14 protein-coding genes are annotated in these 18,923 nt (G+C 61.6%); 3 read left to right on the plus strand and 11 right to left on the minus strand.

Features of this window, described 5'->3' with window-relative positions:
- From araG to araD1, 5 genes are all read right to left on the minus strand, one after another.
- Positions 1–1,545: an L-arabinose ABC transporter ATP-binding protein AraG gene (gene araG, locus AC07O1_RS24635; RefSeq protein WP_495090453.1), complete on the minus strand. Its 1,545-nt coding sequence runs from the start codon at positions 1,543–1,545 to the stop codon at positions 1–3.
- A 63-nt stretch (positions 1,546–1,608) separates the two neighbouring features.
- Positions 1,609–2,619, minus strand: coding sequence for a substrate-binding domain-containing protein (locus AC07O1_RS24640; RefSeq protein WP_494993972.1), 1,011 nt, complete (start codon positions 2,617–2,619; stop codon positions 1,609–1,611).
- 64 nt (positions 2,620–2,683) lie between these two features.
- A complete protein-coding gene (locus AC07O1_RS24645; RefSeq protein WP_495090454.1) occupies positions 2,684–3,559 on the minus strand; it encodes an SMP-30/gluconolactonase/LRE family protein in 876 nt (291 codons plus the stop codon).
- Between the two features lie 51 nt (positions 3,560–3,610).
- The gene (locus AC07O1_RS24650; RefSeq protein ID WP_495090455.1) at positions 3,611–5,191 is read right to left on the minus strand and encodes an aldehyde dehydrogenase (NADP(+)); all 1,581 of its coding nucleotides are present in this window, start codon (positions 5,189–5,191) and stop codon (positions 3,611–3,613) included.
- 10 nt (positions 5,192–5,201) lie between these two features.
- Positions 5,202–6,194, minus strand: coding sequence for an AraD1 family protein (araD1, locus tag AC07O1_RS24655; protein WP_494993975.1), 993 nt, complete (start codon positions 6,192–6,194; stop codon positions 5,202–5,204).
- Positions 6,195–6,466: 272 nt separating this feature from the next.
- Here araD1 and AC07O1_RS24660 point away from each other — a divergent pair, with 272 nt between their 5' ends.
- Both AC07O1_RS24660 and AC07O1_RS24665 read left to right on the plus strand, forming a co-directional pair.
- A complete protein-coding gene (locus AC07O1_RS24660; protein ID WP_495090456.1) occupies positions 6,467–8,203 on the plus strand; it encodes an IlvD/Edd family dehydratase in 1,737 nt (578 codons plus the stop codon).
- 90 nt (positions 8,204–8,293) lie between these two features.
- Complete coding sequence (locus AC07O1_RS24665; protein WP_427528430.1) at positions 8,294–9,016, plus strand: FadR/GntR family transcriptional regulator; 723 nt, start codon at positions 8,294–8,296, stop codon at positions 9,014–9,016.
- A gap of 12 nt (positions 9,017–9,028) precedes the next feature.
- On the opposite strand, the gene AC07O1_RS24670 is transcribed toward AC07O1_RS24665, so the two are convergent.
- The 5 genes from AC07O1_RS24670 to AC07O1_RS24690 all read right to left on the minus strand — a co-directional run bounded on the left by AC07O1_RS24670 (position 9,029) and on the right by AC07O1_RS24690 (position 14,292).
- Positions 9,029–9,832, minus strand: a complete 804-nt coding sequence (locus AC07O1_RS24670; RefSeq protein WP_495090457.1) for an IclR family transcriptional regulator — start codon at positions 9,830–9,832, stop codon at positions 9,029–9,031.
- 60 nt (positions 9,833–9,892) lie between these two features.
- Positions 9,893–11,203 (minus strand): MFS transporter, encoded by a 1,311-nt coding sequence (locus AC07O1_RS24675; protein WP_495090458.1) that lies wholly within the window; start codon positions 11,201–11,203, stop codon positions 9,893–9,895.
- Positions 11,204–11,377: 174 nt separating this feature from the next.
- On the minus strand, positions 11,378–12,526 hold the full coding sequence (dgoD, locus tag AC07O1_RS24680; RefSeq protein ID WP_494993980.1) for a galactonate dehydratase: 1,149 nt from the start codon (positions 12,524–12,526) through the stop codon (positions 11,378–11,380).
- Positions 12,527–12,661: 135 nt separating this feature from the next.
- On the minus strand, positions 12,662–13,282 hold the full coding sequence (locus tag AC07O1_RS24685) for a 2-dehydro-3-deoxy-6-phosphogalactonate aldolase (RefSeq protein WP_495090459.1): 621 nt from the start codon (positions 13,280–13,282) through the stop codon (positions 12,662–12,664).
- A gap of 32 nt (positions 13,283–13,314) precedes the next feature.
- A complete protein-coding gene (locus tag AC07O1_RS24690; protein WP_495090460.1) occupies positions 13,315–14,292 on the minus strand; it encodes a 2-dehydro-3-deoxygalactonokinase in 978 nt (325 codons plus the stop codon).
- Between the two features lie 278 nt (positions 14,293–14,570).
- Here AC07O1_RS24690 and AC07O1_RS24695 point away from each other — a divergent pair, with 278 nt between their 5' ends.
- On the plus strand, positions 14,571–15,278 hold the full coding sequence (locus AC07O1_RS24695; RefSeq protein WP_495090461.1) for a TetR family transcriptional regulator: 708 nt from the start codon (positions 14,571–14,573) through the stop codon (positions 15,276–15,278).
- A gap of 89 nt (positions 15,279–15,367) precedes the next feature.
- On the opposite strand, the gene AC07O1_RS24700 is transcribed toward AC07O1_RS24695, so the two are convergent.
- Positions 15,368–18,922, minus strand: coding sequence for a molybdopterin cofactor-binding domain-containing protein (locus tag AC07O1_RS24700; protein WP_495090462.1), 3,555 nt, complete (start codon positions 18,920–18,922; stop codon positions 15,368–15,370).
- Position 18,923: the final 1 nt, after the last annotated feature.

Here is an 18,923-nt window from a genome sequence, read left to right on the forward strand (position 1 = left end):
TCAGTTCACCTGGCCGTCAGCGCGTTGGCGCGGCAAGGCCAGTTGCAGCAAGTTGGATTCATTGGCCTGTTCGCGGTTTTTCTCGCCGCGCATCACGCCTTCGCAAAGCACCAGGACGCGGTCCGAGACGCCCATCACTTCCATCAGGTCGCTGGACACGACGATCACCGCAATCCCGCTGGCGGCCAGGTTATGGATAATCTGGTAAATCTCGGCTTTCGCGCCGATATCGATACCGCGCGTCGGCTCGTCGAGCAGCAGCACCTTCATCGGCATCGACAGCCAGCGACCCAGAATGGCCTTCTGCTGATTGCCCCCCGACAGGTACATGATTTTCTGCGCCGCATGGGGCGTTTTCACTTTCAACGCCTTGATCTGCTTGTCGGCGTTGCTCTTCTCCCAACTGTCGCGCAACAGCCAGCCAAACCGGGAATGAGCGCCGCGTGCGCTGATGTTGATGTTCTCGGCAACGCTTGCAAGCGGCACGATGCCCTCCTTCTTTCGGTCCTCGGGACACAGCAGGACGCCGGCGGCAATGGCATCGCGCGGCGAGCGCAGCTTCAGTTCCTCACCGCACAGCCGCAGGCTTCCAGCCGTACTGCGCTCAAGACCGCCAAGCAGGCGCAGCAGCTCGGTGCGCCCGGCACCGACCAGCCCGAACAGGCCGAGAATCTCACCTTGATACGCCTCGAAACTCACCGCGGAGCGCAAGCCAGGCCCCAACAGACCATCGACCTTGAGCGCCACCTCGCCCCGTTGACGAGGGCGGTAGTCGTAGATGTCCTGAATGTCGCGACCGACCATGCAGGTGACCAACTGATCGTGGGTCAGCTCGCTCATGTCCTCGAACGTGCGCACGTAACGACCGTCCTTGAACACGGTCACCGCATTGCAGATACGGAACACTTCCTCCATGCGATGGGAAACGTACAGCACCACTTTGCCCTCATCCCGCAGGCGCCCGATGATCGCCATCAAGCGCTCGATTTCCCGGGCCGACAGGCTGCTGGTGGGTTCGTCGAAGGCAATCACATGGGCGCCACGGGACAACGCCTTGGCGATCTCCACCAACTGCCGTTGCCCCAGGGACAGACGGCCGAGCTTTTCCAGCGGATCGATTTCATCGGCCAGGCCCTTGAGACAGGCCAGTGCCTGCTCGCGCAACGCACGGCGGTTGATCACACCGAAACGCGTGGGCAAATGCCCGAGAAACAGATTTTCCGCCACGGTCATTTCCGGCACCAGGTGCAACTCCTGGTGGATGACCGCCACTCCGCAGGCAATGCTGTCGGCGGCGCACTTGAAGACCATCGTCTGCTCGCCGATCTGCAGGCTTCCGCTGCTGGGGCTGTAGGCGCCACCGAGGACCTTGAGCAAGGTCGACTTGCCTGCGCCGTTTTCGCCCATCAGGGCATGCACCCGCCCCGGGTGGGCAGTAAAGCTGATAGCGTCCAGCGCCTTGACCCCGGGAAAGGTTTTGCCAATGCCGTTGAAGCACAGACTGCCGCCGGCACTGTGCTGTTGTTTGTTCAATTGCGCATGCATAACCACCTCATCACACCGATCAGGCAGCCTTGTCACCAAGGCCGCCGAGGAAAACAACCGACCTCAGTTCCACAGACCGATCTTTTCCAGTTCCTGCTTGAAGTTGTCGCGGGTGATCAGTGTCACCTTGTCCATCGCGGTGTATTTCGCGGGTTCCTTGCCGGTGGTGACCCACTCGAACATCATGCTCGCGGTGTTGTAACCCTCAAGGTGTGGACTGGGCAGCATCGAGCCGAAGAAGCCACTGTTGGGCTTCTTCAATTCGCCGATGGCGTCGGTGCCATTGATACCGATACCAATGACATTGGCTGCGGCAAAACCGGCGCTTTCGGTGGCGCGCACGGCGCCCAGTACACTGTTGTCGTTCATGCCGCCGACGATCAGTTTTTTCGCCGTACCCGGCAGCTTCACCAGTGCCGAGTTGGTGGCGTCCATGCTGCCCGGCACGTCGAGGGTCTTGAGCGGCGCAAACAGGATGTGGTCTTTCGGCAGGCCGGCGTCTTCAAGGGATTTGACTGACCCATCGATACGTTTCTTGCCGGTGTCGAGTTCGTTGTAGGTAGTGATCACCGCGTAGGTGTCTTTCCAGTCCCAACCGCGCTTCTTCGCTTCGCCAGCCATGGCGGCGCCCTGCTGCTGGCCCACTTCGAACGCGGCCATGCCGAGGTAGGGCACGTCCTCCATGAACTTGCCGCCGGCATCGACGAAGCGGTCATCCACCGCAATCACTTTCAAATCATTGGCCTTGGCCCTGGCCACGATCGCAGGGCCAAGGGAAACATCCGGCGCGCAAATCACGAAGCCCTTGGCGCCGTTGGCGGCGAGGCTGTCGATGGCCGAGAGGGTCTTCTCGCCATCCGGCACGGCGATCTTGATCACGGTAAAGCCCTTGTCCTTACCGGCCTTTTCAGCGAAAGCCCATTCGGTCTGGAACCAGGGCTCCTCCGCTTGCTTGACCAGAAACCCGATCTTCGCGGGCTCGGCGGCGGCCAGCAACAGGCTGCTCATGCTGACGGCCGATGCCGCCAGGGCGATACTGCACAGGGAACGGATTACACGATGACGACGATTCATAAGGTGACTCCTTGTTGTTGTTGTGAGTGCGAGCTGTGAACCAGTGCAGCCTGATGTTTGAAATTTATCCTGCAAATCGGTGACAGATTTTCCCGGCGATATCGACCTCAATGGCCAGCACCGCCCCGTCCAGCGGATGATTGAGCGGGCTTGCGGCGCTGGTGATGTACAAGGTTCGCAGATCCTTGCCACCGAACACGCAACTGGTGGGTCGGCTGACGGGGAGCTCGATCACGCGGTCGACCTCGCCGTCGGGCGCCAACCTGAGCAGGCAACTGCCATCCCAGCGGGCGTTCCAGAGATAGCCTTCGGCGTCCATGGCCGAACCGTCCGGGACACCGCGCGGGTGCGGCCCGAACCACTTCCGGGGCGGATCGAGTTGGCCGTCGATACCGATCGAATACCGATACAGCGTGCCGTCCAGGCTGTCGCCAAAATACACCTGCGTGGCGTCCTCGCTCCAAAGCAAGGTATTGGGAATACCCAGGCCACGCAGTAGCGGCGTGACTCGCGCATCGGCGTCGATTCGGAACAAGCCACCGGAACGCCGCAGGACCGGCAGGTCTTCGCCCTGTTCCCCGATATTGTTCTGCATGGTCCCCAGCCAGAGCCTGCCCCCGGCATCGCAACGGGCCTCGTTGGGACGATTGCCCGGTTGCAAATCGGCGACGCAGAGCAAGGTCAGGCGCGGCGCCGCTTGCGTGGAGCTCAGGTCAAGGCGATACACGCCGCTGCTCAGGGTCACCAACGCATCGCCGCTTTCGCAGGGAATGAACGCCGACGCAGGCTCCGGCAGTTGCCAGACCTGCAGATTTTCGCCACTCAGGCGTAATGCCTGTTGGCCGGCAATATCGACCCAATACAGGGCACGGCCGGGCGCGTCCCAGAACGGACCCTCGCCCAGTTGCGCACGGTGTTCGGTCACTGCGGTCCACACCATGAAGCCTCCTGGATAGTTACTGTTTTTCGGGCGCTGACGAGCTTGCGCGCGTTACAGCCGGTCACGCGATGGCTGTCCATCCACCAGACGTTGAATGCGCAACGGGTTGGCATTTTTCAATGCGTCCGGGAGCAAACTGTCGGGGTAGTTTTGAAAGCACACCGGGCGCAGGAAACGGTCGATGGCCAGGGTCCCCACTGACGTGCCACGGGCATCCGAGGTCGCCGGAAAAGGCCCGCCGTGCACCATCGAGTCACAGACCTCGACACCGGTCGGATAACCGTTGAGCAAGATGCGACCGACCTTCTGCTCCAGTAACGGCGTCAGCTCGCTGAACTGCGCGAAGTCCGCGGTTTCGCCAATGATCGTCGCCGTCAGTTGGCCGTGCAGCCCGCGCAATGCGGCGCTGAGTTGCGCCTGATCGGCCACTTCAACGAACACGGTGGTCGGACCGAACACTTCTTCCTGCAGCACTTCATCACCATTGACCAGCAAACTCGCATCAGCCTTGAACAACTGTGGCTGCGCCTGATTACCCGCTTGTGGATGGCCGGCCAGGTGCTCGATGCCAGGGTGCGCAAGGAGCCTTTGCAAGCCTTTGCCATAACTGCTCAACGTGCCGGTGTTGAGCATGGTCTGGGCGGGCTGGTCGCCGATCAGTTGTGCGACCTGCCGAGTGAACGCAGTGAACTGCGGTGAACCGATGCCGATCACCAGGCCCGGGTTGGTACAGAACTGACCGCAGCCTTGCACCACCGAGGCGGTCAGGTCACGGGCGATGGTATCTGCCCGCGCTTGCAGCGCCTGGGGTAACACGATCACCGGGTTGATGCTCGACATCTCGGCGAACACCGGGATCGGTTGCGGGCGTGCCGCCGCCATGTCGCACAGCGCTCGACCGCCCTTGAGCGAGCCGGTGAAACCGACCGCCTGGATTGCCGGATGCTTGACCAACGCCTCACCGACCCCGGCGCCATAGATCATGTTGAATACGCCGGCGGGCATTCCGTTTGCCTCGGCCGCCCGGATGATCGCATCGGCGACCCGTTCGGCGGTCGCCATGTGCCCGCTGTGCGCCTTGAAGACCAAGGGACAACCGGCCGCCAGCGCCGCAGCCGTGTCGCCGCCGGCAGTGGAAAACGCCAGCGGAAAATTGCTCGCGCCAAACACCGCAACCGGCCCCAGGCCAATGCGGTACTGACGCAGATCCGGGCGCGGTAACGGTTGGCGATCAGGCAACGCCCGATCGATGCGCGCCCCGTAGAAATCGCCACGATGCAGCACGTCGGCGAACAGCCGCATCTGGCCACTGGTACGCTTGCGCTCGCCCTGGATGCGTGCAACGGGCAACGCGGTTTCACGGCAAACCAGGGCGATGAACTCATCGTCCAGCGCATCCAGTTCATCGGCCACTGACGCCAGGAAATACGCGCGACGCTGCGCACTCAAGGCTCGATAGGCCGGGTAGGCCGTCGCGGCAGCATTGGCGGCGGCATCGACCTCCTGCGCCGTCGCCTGGTGGAAAGCATGGGGCAATGCTTCGCCAGTCTGCGCGTCGAAGCTCTGCAGGGTCACGGTGCCGGTCGCACTGCGCCGGCCGCCGATGTAGTTGTGACCAAGAATCTGAGTCATGCCTGTCTCCTTAAAGTGTGCCTACTTGACCGGGGGCCAGCTCCGCGTCGCCGCTGGCGATCCCGTTGATCAAGGGCGCGCCGAACTCCGCCTGACTGATTTCGAACACATCGCCCGGCTGTGTACGGATACCGTCTGCGAAAGACAGGGTCGCGGTGCCGAAGAAGTGAATGTGTACATCCCCCGGCCGCAGGAACTGACGGTATTTAAAGTGGTGGTATTCAAGGTTTTCCAGGCTGTGGCACATATTGGCTTCGCCACTGAGGAACTCGTTCTGCCATACGACCTTGCCATTACGCAAAATGCGACTGCTGCCAGCCAGGTGCTGGGGCAGTTCACCGACCCGCAGTTCAGGACCATAACTGCAATTGCGTAATTTGGAGTGGGCCAGGTACAGGTAATTCCTGCGCTCCATCACGTGATCGGAGAACTCGTTGCCCACGGCAAACCCCAGGCGATAAGGCTTGCCGTCGTGGCCGATGACATACAGGCCACCGATTTCCGGCTCTTCGCCGGCGTCTTCGGCGAATGGCGGCAGCGCGAATGCCTGACCCGGACGCACGACAGTGCTGCCGTCGCCCTTGTAGAACCATTCCGGTTGCACACCGACCTGACCGGCAGCGGGTTTACCGCCTTCCACGCCCCACTTGAAGATCCGCATGGTGTCGGTCATCGCGCTGTCGTCACCGGCCTGCTGATGCATCTTGTCCCGTGCCGCCGCGCTGCCCAGATGGGTCAGGCCGGTGCCGCTGACCAGCATATGCGCCGGGTCCGGGTGATCCAGTGGCACCAGTATCCTGAGCTCGGCCAGCAATTGCGCATAATCGTGACTCCCCCCCAGGCCGAGGCGCTGGACCTGCTGCCGCAGATCGACGCCCGTCTCGATGGCGGCCAGCGCCAGCTCGCGCACCGTGCGCGCGGATTGCACTTCACGGACCAGACCGTCCTCGACCACGCCGACCCGGCGCTCGCCGTTACTCAATTCGAACTGAACTAAACGCATGAACCTTCTCCTGATCGCGGGCTCAGGAAAAGCTTTGGTTTGAGCGTGATGCGACGAATCGGTCGCAGCTCCTGACCCATGGGATCGATCTCCAATTGTTATTTTTATGGAAGCTCGGGGACGCCTCTCGCGGAAAACCGCCAGGGTCATACCTCAGTTGCAAACGACTATATAGTATTACTATTTACTCAACAAGACTTCCAAACCTGAGAATTTACGCTTATGTTAGCGCCAGAAAAGAACAATATAGTCTTACTATAAGAGATCTAGCCATGTCTGATAAAAAACCCGACCTGCGCTCCGCCCAGTGGTTTGGTACCGCCGACAAGAACGGCTTCATGTACCGCAGCTGGATGAAGAACCAGGGCATTGCCGACCATCAGTTCCATGGCAAGCCCATCATCGGGATCTGCAACACCTGGTCGGAGCTGACCCCGTGCAACGCGCACTTCCGCCAGATTGCCGAGCATGTCAAACGCGGGGTGATCGAGGCCGGCGGCTTTCCCGTGGAGTTCCCGGTGTTCTCCAACGGTGAGTCGAACCTGCGCCCCACCGCCATGCTCACCCGCAACCTGGCGAGCATGGACGTCGAGGAAGCCATTCGCGGCAACCCGATCGACGGTGTGGTGCTGCTGACCGGCTGCGACAAGACCACGCCGGCGCTGTTGATGGGCGCCGCCAGTTGCGACGTCCCCGCCATCGTCGTCACCGGCGGGCCGATGCTCAACGGCAAGCACAAGGGCCAGGACATCGGCTCGGGTACCGTGGTGTGGCAACTCAGCGAACAGGTCAAGGCCGGCACCATCAGCATCGACGACTTCCTGGCGGCCGAGGGCGGCATGTCTCGCTCGGCGGGTACCTGCAACACCATGGGCACCGCCTCCACGATGGCCTGCATGGCCGAGGCACTGGGCACCTCCCTGCCCCACAACGCGGCGATTCCGGCGGTGGATGCGCGCCGTTATGTCCTGGCGCACATGTCCGGGATGCGCGCGGTGGAGATGGTTCGCGAAGACCTGAAACTGTCGAAGATCCTCACCAAGCAAGCCTTCGAAAATGCCATTCGTGTCAACGCCGCCATCGGCGGTTCGACCAACGCGGTGATTCACTTGAAAGCCATCGCCGGGCGCATCGGCGTCGAGCTTGAACTGGATGACTGGACCCGCATCGGTCGCGGCATGCCGACCATTGTCGACCTGCAACCGTCCGGGCGTTTCCTGATGGAAGAGTTCTACTATGCCGGCGGCCTGCCGGCCGTCCTGCGCCGCCTCGGCGAAGCCAACCTGATTCCTCATCCCGACGCTTTGACCGTCAATGGCAAGTCGATCGGCGACAACACCAGAGAGGCACCGATCTACGGCCAGGACGAAGTGATCCGCCCCCTCTCCAACCCGATCCGCGCGGACGGCGGCATCTGCGTGCTGCGTGGCAACCTGGCCCCTCTCGGTGCCGTACTCAAACCTTCCGCCGCCAGCGCCGAACTGATGCAGCATCGCGGCCGTGCGGTGGTGTTCGAGAACTTCGACATGTACAAGGCGCGGATCAACGACCCGGAGCTGGACGTCGATGCCGACTCGATCCTGGTGATGAAAAACTGCGGTCCCAAGGGTTATCCCGGCATGGCGGAAGTAGGCAACATGGGCTTGCCGGCCAAATTGCTGGCCCAGGGCGTCACCGACATGGTGCGGATTTCCGACGCGCGCATGAGCGGCACGGCGTACGGCACCGTGGTCTTGCACGTTGCCCCGGAAGCAGCTGCCGGCGGACCTTTGGCCGCCGTGAAAGAAGGCGACTGGATCGAACTCGATTGTGCCAATGGGCGCCTGCACCTGGACATCCCGGACGCCGAGCTGGCGGCGCGCATGGCCGACCTGCAAGCGCCACAGAAACTGATCGTGGGCGGCTATCGCCAGCTGTACATCGACCACGTGCTACAGGCGGACCAGGGCTGCGACTTCGACTTTCTGGTGGGTTGCCGCGGCGCCGAGGTGCCGCGTCATTCACACTGATAGTGAATCGGTTCAGGCGTGCAGGAGCGCCTGATAGAGACGGCAGCGATGTTATGATGCCGTGTATTTCGTCAGAGCAGCGCCCCTGTCATGGATCAGCAGTCCCCCAAGCCACGCAAGAGCATGCATGCCCAGATCGTCCAGGAACTGGGCATGCACATTGTCTCCGGACGCCTCAAGCCGGAAGAACGATTGCCCCAGGAGGCAACGCTGTGCGAGACCTATCAGGTCAGTCGGTCGGTGCTGCGCGAAGCCACCCGGGTGCTGAGCGCCAAGGGGCTGGTGTACTCCAAGCCACGGGTCGGCGCGCTAGTGCGCCCACGCTCGAAATGGCACTTGCTGGATCCCGACGTGTTGTCCTGGCTGATGCAGTCGACGCCTCACAGCGAGTTCTTCAACACCTTGTCGGGCGTGCGCCGAATCCTTGAGCCGGAAATCGCAGCCATGGCCGCCACCACGGCGACCGACGCCGACATTGCGATCATCGAAAAAGCCTACCAGGCCATGGAAACGGCAACGACCCACGAAAACCTCTTGCAAGCGGACCTGGATTTTCACCATGCGATTGCCGACGCGACCCGCAACGACTTGCTCGCCTACATGTGCAACATGCTTTCGCTGCCGCTGCGCGAGTCAATTAGCATCACCAACCGGCGCCCCGACATTCAAAGGCTCAGCCTGCCCCGGCACAAGGCGATACTGACCGCCATCAAGAATCGTGATGCCCTCGGTGCCCGGCATGCCTCGCTGGTGCAACTTGACGACACCCGTGTCGCCCTGGATACCGTGATGAACGTCCTCACCCCGCTGTAACGCAGGCCCGGCTCAGGCCTTGGCCCCCAACTCCGCGGAAAGCCGGGCGGCGACCTGCTTGATCAGCGGGATCAGCTCGGCCATTTTCTCCAGCGGCATATAGGGTACGGTGCTGGCGATGCTGATCCCGGCGACGATTCGCCGGCTGGCATCACGTACCGGCGCCGCGACACAGCGGATCGACGGTTCATTGTCTTCCAGGTCAAACGCGTAACCGCCCGCCACGTACTCCAGCATGCGCTGCTGGAATTGCTCCCAGGATGGCTCCGGGCGCTGCGGCCATAACTGGTTTTGCCCGCCCGCCGGCAAGCTGGTCCGATACAGGCGCTGCCACTCCTGCGGCGAGTCATCGAGCATGAGCGCCTTGCCGATCCCGGTGCGCGCCAAGGGCATGCGATGACCGACCCGCGAACGCATTTCCGGGCCATTGCGCCCAGGATTCTTGTGCAGGTACAGCACGTCGTCGTCTTCACGAATCGCCAGGTGAATGGTATCGCCGGTCAACGCCGACAGCTCATCCAGATAGGGTCCGGCGAGCGTCACCAAAGGCAACTCTTCACGGGCCTGGAAGCCCAGTTCGATCAACTTGGGCCCGAGCAAATAGCCGATTTGCGGCACCACCCGTAAATATCGCTCATCGACCAGGCAACTGGCCAGACGATGGGTGGTGCTGCGGGTGGTACCGATCAGCCGGGCGATTTCCTTGAGGTCGCGAGCGCCACTGGCCACGGCCTGAACCACACCCAGCCCACGAAGCAGCGTTTGGGTGCCAGTCGGCGCAGCGTCCCTGGCGTTTTTTGGGGCGTCTTCCTGCATATCCAGCCTTCAACAATGAGCGGGGGAACGGGCGGCATTATGGTCGCCCGTCCCTCAGGTCTACAACTTGATACGCTCAACCTTTCCTACCAACAAGACGTAGGAAAGTGCACCAATCAATGCAAGCACCGCGATATAGGTGATCGCCGGGGCGAAGGAGTCGCCGCTGGCGAGAAAGCCGATCACGATCGGCGTGGCGATCGCCGCCAGATTGCCGATGCAGTTGAACACCCCGCCCGTCAGCCCCAACAAGCGTGCCGGCGCCAAGGTCGAGACCAACGACCAACTGATCGAGGCCAACCCGTTGCCGAAAAACGCCAGCGCCAGGAAGGCAATCACCCACGGCGTCGATTCGACAAAGTTGGCACCGATGATCGAGGTGGAAATCAGCAGCCCGCCAATGATCGGCAACTTGCGGGCGAAGCCGACCGTCGCGCCGCGGCGGATCAGCCAGTCGGAGAAGAACCCCGAGCAGAGCACGCCAATGAACGCCGCGAGAAACGGCAGCGACGCCAGCAGGCCGGACTTGATGAAGTCCATGCCGCGATATTTCACCAGATAGGTCGGAAACCAGGTCAGGAAAAACCACAACGTCGAATTGAGGCAGAACTGTCCGAGGTAGATACCCCACAACTTGCGTTGGCTCAACACGGTGCCCAGGTCCGTCCAGCTGAACGGTGCCTTGCGCTGGGCCGTCTCGGCCTGGATATCGACCAACCCGCCGCCCTCACGGATGAGCTCGACTTCCGCCAGATTGGCCCCCTTGAAATCCCGTGGCTCGCGATACACCGCGTACCAGATGGCCGCCCAGAGAATCCCCACCGCACCGGTGCTGACGAATACCATGTGCCAGCCGTATTGATGTTGCAGCCAGGCCAATACGGGCGTCAGAAAGGCCAGCCCGACGAACTGCCCGGAGGTGTAGAAGCCGATAGCGGTCGCGCGCTCACGCTCGGGAAACCAGGTGGTCACCACCCGGCTGTTGATCGGATAGGCAGGCGCTTCCAGCGCGCCCACGGCCATGCGCAAGACGAACAGCGCGATGAAGCTCGCAGCGAAACCGAGCATCACCGTGGCCACCGACCACAGTAGCAGCGCAACGCTGTAGAGGATGCGCGGCGGCACCCGGTCCACCAGCCAGCCACCGGGGATCTGCATGGCGGCGTAGGTCCAGCCGAACGCCGAGAAGATCAGCCCGACATGGATCGGATCGATACCCAGTTCGCTGGTCAGCGCCGGAGCTGCAATCGACAGGTTACTGCGGTCCAGGTAGTTGATCACCACGGTGATGAACAGCAGGACCATGATGAAAAAACGCTTGCGGCTCGGCGTCACCAACGACGCCTGCCCGGTAAAGACTTCCGGTTGCATGGGGAGTGCCTCTTCTTATGGTTATTGAAGGCGTTGAATTAGCATTGATCGTTCCCACGCTCCGCGTGGGAATGCATCCCGTGACGCTCTGCGTCACATCAAGAGCGGACGCAGAGCGTCCATGGCGGCATTCCCACGCGGAGCGTGGGAATGATCAGGCGCTTGAGCGTTGCCTTACCACTCGGCAAAACTGCCATCGGCATGGCGCCAGATCGGGTTGCGCCAGCGGTGACCAATGGCGGCGCGTTCGATGACGTATTCCTCGTTGATCTCGATGCCCAGGCCCGGACCGTTCGGGATTTTCACGAAGCCTTTGTCGTAGTCGAACACCCGCGCATCCTTGACGTAATCCAGCAGGTCATTGCTTTCGTTGTAATGGATGCCCAGGCTCTGCTCCTGGATAAACGCGTTGTAGCAAACCGCGTCCAGTTGCAGGCACGCCGCCAGGGCAATCGGCCCCAACGGGCAATGCAACGCCAGCGCCACGTCGTAGGCTTCGGCCATGTTGGCGATCTTGCGGGTTTCGGTGATACCGCCGGCATGAGAGGCATCCGGCTGGATGATGTCGACATAGCCCTCGCTGAGCACCCGCTTGAAATCCCAACGGGAAAACAACCGCTCGCCCAGCGCAATCGGCGTGCTGGTCAACGGCGCCAACTCTTTCAATGCTTCGTAGTTTTCGCTGAGTACCGGCTCTTCGATGAACATCAGCTTGTAGGCGTCGAGTTCCTTCATCAGCACCTTGGCCATCGGTTTGTGCACCCGGCCATGGAAGTCCACGCCGATCCCCACATTCGGTCCCACCGCATCACGCACGGCGGCGACGTTGGCCAGCGCCAGGTCGACTTTCTCGAAGGTATCGACGAATTGCAGCTCTTCGGTGCCGTTCATTTTCACCGCGGTGAAACCACGCTCGACGGCGTCCCTGGCAGCCCTCGCAGTGTCGGCCGGACGGTCGCCGCCGATCCACGAATAGACGCGAATCTTGTCACGAACCTGTCCCCCCAGCAGATCACTGACCGAGACCCCCAGCGCCTTGCCCTTGATGTCCCACAGCGCCTGATCGATCCCGGCCAGGGCGCTCATGTGCACCGCCCCGCCACGGTAGAAACCGCCGCGATAGAGCACGGTCCAGATGTCTTCGATGTTGCGCGGGTCCTTGCCGATCAGATAGTCCGACAGCTCATCAACGGCCGCCGCGACGGTGTGGGCCCGGCCTTCGACCACGGGTTCGCCCCAGCCGGTCACGCCTTCGTCGGTTTCGATTTTGAGGAACAACCAGCGCGGTGGAACGATAAAGGTCGTCAGTTTGGTGATTTTCATTTTCATCTCTCTTGTTATGAGATCTTGTAGGAGCAGCCGGTCGACGCTCGATTGCTCGCGATGCAGACGGCGCGGTCTACCTGCTTCACCGCAGTGATGCCATCGCGAGCAAGCTCGGCTCCTACAGGGATTGTCTTAGCGCAACGCGTTCCATGCCTGCACATAAGCCTTGGCGCGGACCGCCACTTCGTCAGGCGTCAGCCCCGGTTTGAACAGGCCGGAGCCCAGACCGAAACCGCTAACGCCCGCCTCGAGAAATACCTGCATGTTGTCCGGTGTGATCCCGCCCACCGGGATCAGCAACGTTCCTGCCGGCAGCACCGCCAGCCAGGCCTTGACCACCGCCGGGCCCATTTGCTCTGCCGGAAACATCTTCAACACATCGGCGCCTTCGGCCAGTGCGGCAAAGGCTTCGGTCGGTGTGGCAACGCCCGGCGACAAGTACAAACCCTCTGCCTTGGCCGCGCGCAACACCTTGGGATCACTGTGGGGCATGACGATCACCTGCCCGCCGGCCGCCTTCACTTGCAGGACCTGTTCCGGGGTCAACACCGTACCTGCGCCGATCAGGCAATCGGCGGGCAAGATGCTGCGCAAAATGCGGATACTTTCGTACGGTTCAGGGGAGTTGAGTGGCACTTCAATGACGCGAAAACCTGCCTGATACAACACCTCGCCGATGGCCGCCGCCTCTTGCGGGCGCAGGCCGCGAAGGATCGCGATCAGACCGTTTTTCGCCAGTGCTTGCTTGAGCATGTCAGACCTCCTGGTAGTTGAACGCAGACGGTTCAGCCGAGCAGCCCGGCCGCTTCGGCCAAGTGCCATAAACCGCGTTCGGTGGCCTGTTCGGCCAGGCTCACCTGAGCAAAACCGCAGGTATCGAGCGCCCGGCTGTAACGGGCACAGAGCTGGGAGTTGCCGATAAGGATGATTGAGGGCAATTGGGCGCTGTTGCGTCGGCGGCGCTGTACGCTGGAGAGGGCCGCAAGTTCATGCCCAATCAACAAGCCCGACAGATAGTCGGCTTGCTCGGTGGAACTGAGCTCGCCCGTCAGGCCAAGACAACGCGCACTGAACAAGGTCGAAAGAGGTCCGATCTCGCCGTCAGCGGACAGCGCCACCTGCACACCACGATCAAATGCCTCGCCATCAAAGGGCGCACCGCGCTGTTGGGTACGCCCCAGAATGCTGTGTTCACTGAGCACAGCGAACAGCTCGCCGGTCATGAACGTGTCGAAGTGCACGATGCAGCTGCCGGCCACTTCCACCCACTTTGAATGGCTACCCGGCAAGCCGATCAACAGATTGTCTCCCGCGCCGACAGGCAGACTCTGCAGCACGCCGAGGACCTGGGTCTCTTCGCCACGCATCACGTTTGGTAGCCGAGAACGCTCAATCACACCGGGCACGATATGCACATCGACGCCGCGCAAGCTGCGTACGGTTTTTAAGGAGGTGCCCAGATTGGCGACATTCGCCGGAGTGTCGCAGTAAGCGGCCTCACCCCAACCCTGGGCACTGCCGACCATGCCACAGGCGATCACTGGAAGATCGGGCAGTGCATCGAGCCAGTCACCGCAGGCGTCATCGAAGGCCAGTTCGAAACCATCGGCGCACATCTGGCCGGCAATCATCCGCGGCGCACCGGGCAACTGCATGATCCCCGACGACAGCGAACGCTGTTCGAGCACCTGGCCGCCGGCAGCGAGTTTGTAAGCCCGAAGTGAGGTTGTCCCCCAATCGAGCGCGATCAATTGCGCCTGCATCGCTTCACCTGAAATTTGTTTTTGGCAGTGAGTGCGTAGAGCTGATGCAGGCGACTATAAACCTGAGGGAAGACAAATCTCAATATATAAATCAACATCCCATATACAGGGATTATTATTTCCCTGTAAGAGCGAGCGGTGCGGCGATCCGACTTGCCCGCGATGAATACGCCACGGTCGACCCAAGAAGTCCCGGTGATTGTGCCAACGCCTCGCGGGCAAGGACTGGGCGCCCCCCCTGCTCCGACACAGGGACGGCGTAATTGCTCGACTGCCACATGCTATATTCCCCGCCGTTTCCGTTTCGCAGAAGGAAGTCCACGGTGAACAAGAAGACTGGCATTCGGGCCGAGCAAGCCGATAAGACCCGCGCGCGAATTCTTCAGGCTGCGGTCAAGGTCTTCACCCGCGACGGCTATTCCGGCGGGCGGGTCGAGAGCATTTCCCGCGAAGCCGAGTCCAATGACCGGATGCTTTATTACTACTTCACCAGCAAGGAACGGCTGTTCATCTGTGTGCTGGAACACATCTACGAACAGTTCAACAAGGCTGAAAGCAAACTCAAGCTGGACCTGAGCGCCCCCCTGCAAGCGCTGCAGGAACTGGTGGCGTTCGTCTGGAACTACTACGTCAAACACCCGGAATTCGTCGCCATTCTCAGCATCGAGAACCTGCACAAAGGCAAACATGCACAGCAATCCAGTGAGCTGCGCCGACTCTCAGGGGAAGCGGTCGGAGTGCTGCGGCCGATCATCGAGGCCGGTCAGGCGCAAGGGCTGTTTCGCGAGGATGTGGACCTCAAGCATGTGTATCTGATGATCGCCTCGCTCTGCTATTTCTATAACTCCAATCAGCACACGCTTAGCTCGTTTCTCGGCGAAAACCTGGCGGATAAACGCCAGCAACAGAATTGGCTGGGGTTTATCAGTGACCTGGTGGTGCGTGGGGTGATGCAGTTGCCGGATAGTCGATCTGGTCAGGATTAGCGTTGACTGCACCGGCCTCATCGCGGGCAAGCCCGGCTCCTACAAGGACTGTGTAATACCTGTAGGAGCGTGGCTTGCCCGCGAAGCTTTTAATGGGTTCCCGGATTGGCTCGCAGGTGCGCGACCTTCTGTTCCAGCCGTTGCCATTGCGGCGCCGTTGAGGCAAACCGGCTGCGCAAATACGCCGCCAATTCCGCCACCTGGGTATTCGACAAACTGTCCTTGAAACCCGGCATGTAGCCCAGATCCTTGGTGGCCGGCACCGCGATGCCTTGCAAAATGACCTTGATCAGATTGTCCGGCTGATCGCTGTGCACATTGGTATTGCTCGCCAGAGACGGGCTGACACCAAACAACTTCGGCCCAAGCCCGTCAGCGTGACAGGCCTTGCACGAGCCTTCGAACACCCGCTGGCCGTTGCTCAACGACAGGCTTGCAACGGGTGCCTGCCGAGTGGCTTTGTCCACCACGTGCGCTTCGGCCTGTGCGTCATTGAGTGAGGCCAGATACACCGCCATCGCCCGTACATCGGCCTTGGGCAGTTTCGCCAGTTCGCTGACTACCGGCCCCATGGGACCAGCCGCCACACCATGAGCCTCGGAATAGCCGCTGCTCAGGTAAGTGAACAATTGTTCCTCGGTCCACGGCGTCGGCGCTCTGGACAAGCCGTTCAGCGCCGGAGCCTCCCAACCGTCGACCGTACCGCCAGCGAGGAACGCCGCCCCACCCTTCTCCGCGCCCATCAGGTTGCGCGGTGAGTGACAGGCCGCGCAGTGGCCCAGACCATTGACCAGATACGCACCGCGATTCCATTGCTCGCTACGTTCGGGTTGCACGGTGATCTCGCCGCGCCGTAGATAGAGCGCATTCCAGCCAGCCATCAACGGTCGTAGATTGAACGGAAAGCGCATCGCGTTGGCCTTTGCCTGTTGGCTGACCGGGGTTTGCGACATCAAATACGCGTACAGCGCCTGCATGTCGGCATCGTTGATATTGCGAAACGCGGTGTAGGGAAACGCCGGGTACAAGTTGCGCCCATCACGGCCGATGCCGTCACGCATCGCCCGCTCGAACGCCGGATAAGACCAACTGCCGATTCCGCTCTTCACGTCGGGGGTGATGTTGCTGCTATAGAGCGTGCCAAAGGGTGTTTCCATCGCCAACCCACCGGCATTGGTCACGCCACCGGGCGCGGTATGGCAAACCGCGCAATCACCCACCGCCGCCAACAAACGCCCGCGCTCAAGGGTCGCCGCCGACCAGGTGCCGGTGCTTGGCGGAACAATCGGGGCGATTTCAGCGTGAAACGGCCAAGCCGTGGCGGCCATCCCGAGCATCGCGCCGAACGCCGCGAACAGTGAACCAAACAACCATTTCGAACGCTTGACCGGCGACTTTGCCGGCTCATCACAGGTCCCGGCGTTGAGCGCCGCCAACACCCGCTCCGGGGTAATCGGCAGTTCGCGAAAACGAATTCCGGTGGCGTCAAAAATCGCGTTGGCAATCGCTGCCGCGCTCGGCACCGAGGCGGACTCTCCGGCGCCCATGGGCGGTTCGTTCTGACGCGGCATCATCAGCACGTCGATCTGCGGCACCTCGGGAAAGGTCAGGATTGGATAACCGCCCCACTCCTTGCTCGCCACCGTCGACTCTTCGAAGGTCACGCGCTCCTTGAGTACGCGACTGGTGGACTGAATGACGTTGCCGTGAATCTGATGCTGCACCCCCGCAGGATTGATCATCATTCCCGAGTCATGACCGATCACCACCCGTGTGACCGAGACGTCGCCGGTCTGCCGGTCGACGGCCACATCGGCGACCCAGGCCGCCCACGCGGCGCCGAAGCCAGGAAATTTGCTGTGGATATAACGCGCATACGCAAAGCCGCGCCCGCGCAACAGATGGTCTTCATTCGGGGTTTGCATCGGCGCGGTGCGCGGCACCCAGGCCGCGCGTTCAGCGGTGGACTTCACCAGGTCGATAGCCCGCTCGTCGCGCAAATAGCGCAGTCGATACTCCACCGGATCGACACCGGCGGCGAACGCCAGTTCATCGATATAGGACTCGTGGGCGAAGGTGTTGGGCAATGCCGAAACGCCACGCATCCACGAGGCGCGGACAATCGGCGCCATGTCGTTGATGGTCACCCGCATGTGCTCGAAGTCATAGGGCGGGATCGACGTGCGATCGCCCATCTCGAACATCGCCGCCACTGGCTCGACCCGTCCGGTCAGTAGCAGGGCCAGGGTGGGCGCACCGTTGGACGGATAGCTGGTCTGAAAGTCATAAGCGGCGACACTGCCATCGGCATTCAAGCCGCCGTCAACGTCCATCAACTGCGCAGTACCCTTGGGCTCCCAGAGATGTTCCTGCTCGCGGGTCAATTGCACCCGCACCGGTTTGCCGACGGCCCGCGACAGTAGCAAGGCATCGGCGCAGACATCGTCGGCACAGTTGCGCCCGTAACAGCCGGCGGCTTCCATACGAATAATCTCGATCGACTCTTCCGGGCATTCCAGCAGCCAGGCCAGATCGGCCCGCAGCAAATGCGGATTCTGACTACCGGACCACACGCGAATGCCTGACACCTGATAATCCGCCAGCCCACAGGACGGACCGATGGAGCCGTGCATCTGATACGGCCACAAATACCTGCGTGGCATCCGCTGACTGGCCCCCGCCAACGCTTCGTCGACATTCCCCTGATCGAGCACGGTGCGCTGCACCCGCGGATTGTCACGGATCGCTTGCTCAATATCGCTCAGGTCCGGCAGCTTGTGATTCCAGGGTTTCCAACTGATCTTGAGTTCCTGGGCGGCCTTGATCGCCTGCTCTTCACGTAACGCCACGACACCGACAAAATCGCGAATCACCACGACCCGCACGATCCCCGGGATATGGGCGATGGACGACTCGTCGACTTCCAACAGGCTATTGCCGACAAAATCACCGCAATCGAGCCCGGCATAAGGCGGGCGAATCACCCGGCCGTGGAGCATGTCCGGCACGCGCATATCGTGCACGTAGGTCAGCTCACCAGTGGCCTTGGCCGGGATGTCGACCCTCGCGGCGCCCTTGCCCACTAACCGATAGTCTTCTGCCGGCTTGAGCGGCGCGTTACCGGAGATGCGCAACTCATCGTGCTCGCCGCGCACCAGCTCTGTGTAACTCGCGGTACGACCGTCTGGCGTCTTGATCACGCCGCTGTCCACACTCAGGCTTTCTACCGCCATGGCCCAACGTTCGGCGGCCCGATCCAGCAGAAAACGCCGAGCTTCAGCCGCGGCATTGCGCAACGGGATCGCTGAAATCTGCAGGGTCGCGCTGGCGATGGTCGCGCCCTGATTCGGCGCACGCTCGGTATCACCGAGCACCATGCACACCTGATCGAGCTGCAGGTCCAGCTCTTCGGCGACGATCTGCGCCAGCGAGGTGCGAATGCCGGTGCCCAGATCCACATGACCGTTGAAGGCATACACCCGCCCGTCATCGCTGACGGCGATAAACAACCCCAGTTCCTTGGGTTTGATCAGTGGGGCGCAGCCTTTGGCCACTGGCCCGGAGGGCGGCAGGATGTCATCGACGATCAGCAGTACGCCGGTCTTGGCCAGCAATTGATTTCGGGTGGGTGTTGCGTCAATCATG

This window comes from Pseudomonas sp. GW821-FHT07G10 (assembly GCF_059418545.1).

Excerpts from the sequence above, each read along its gene's own strand:
- araG (WP_495090453.1), bottom strand. The coding sequence starts at position 1,545 with ATGCATGCGCAATTGAACAAACAACAGCACAGTGCCGGCGGCAGTCTG.
- AC07O1_RS24640 (WP_494993972.1), bottom strand. The coding sequence starts at position 2,619 with ATGAATCGTCGTCATCGTGTAATCCGTTCCCTGTGCAGTATCGCCCTG.
- AC07O1_RS24645 (WP_495090454.1), bottom strand. The coding sequence starts at position 3,559 with ATGGTGTGGACCGCAGTGACCGAACACCGTGCGCAACTGGGCGAGGGT.
- AC07O1_RS24650 (WP_495090455.1), bottom strand. The coding sequence starts at position 5,191 with ATGACTCAGATTCTTGGTCACAACTACATCGGCGGCCGGCGCAGTGCG.
- araD1 (WP_494993975.1), bottom strand. The coding sequence starts at position 6,194 with ATGCGTTTAGTTCAGTTCGAATTGAGTAACGGCGAGCGCCGGGTCGGC.
- AC07O1_RS24660 (WP_495090456.1), top strand. The coding sequence starts at position 6,467 with ATGTCTGATAAAAAACCCGACCTGCGCTCCGCCCAGTGGTTTGGTACC.
- AC07O1_RS24665 (WP_427528430.1), top strand. The coding sequence starts at position 8,294 with ATGGATCAGCAGTCCCCCAAGCCACGCAAGAGCATGCATGCCCAGATC.
- AC07O1_RS24670 (WP_495090457.1), bottom strand. The coding sequence starts at position 9,832 with ATGCAGGAAGACGCCCCAAAAAACGCCAGGGACGCTGCGCCGACTGGC.
- AC07O1_RS24675 (WP_495090458.1), bottom strand. The coding sequence starts at position 11,203 with ATGCAACCGGAAGTCTTTACCGGGCAGGCGTCGTTGGTGACGCCGAGC.
- dgoD (WP_494993980.1), bottom strand. The coding sequence starts at position 12,526 with ATGAAAATCACCAAACTGACGACCTTTATCGTTCCACCGCGCTGGTTG.
- AC07O1_RS24685 (WP_495090459.1), bottom strand. The coding sequence starts at position 13,282 with ATGCTCAAGCAAGCACTGGCGAAAAACGGTCTGATCGCGATCCTTCGC.
- AC07O1_RS24690 (WP_495090460.1), bottom strand. The coding sequence starts at position 14,292 with ATGCAGGCGCAATTGATCGCGCTCGATTGGGGGACAACCTCACTTCGG.
- AC07O1_RS24695 (WP_495090461.1), top strand. The coding sequence starts at position 14,571 with ATGCTATATTCCCCGCCGTTTCCGTTTCGCAGAAGGAAGTCCACGGTG.
- AC07O1_RS24700 (WP_495090462.1), bottom strand. The coding sequence starts at position 18,922 with ATGATTGACGCAACACCCACCCGAAATCAATTGCTGGCCAAGACCGGC.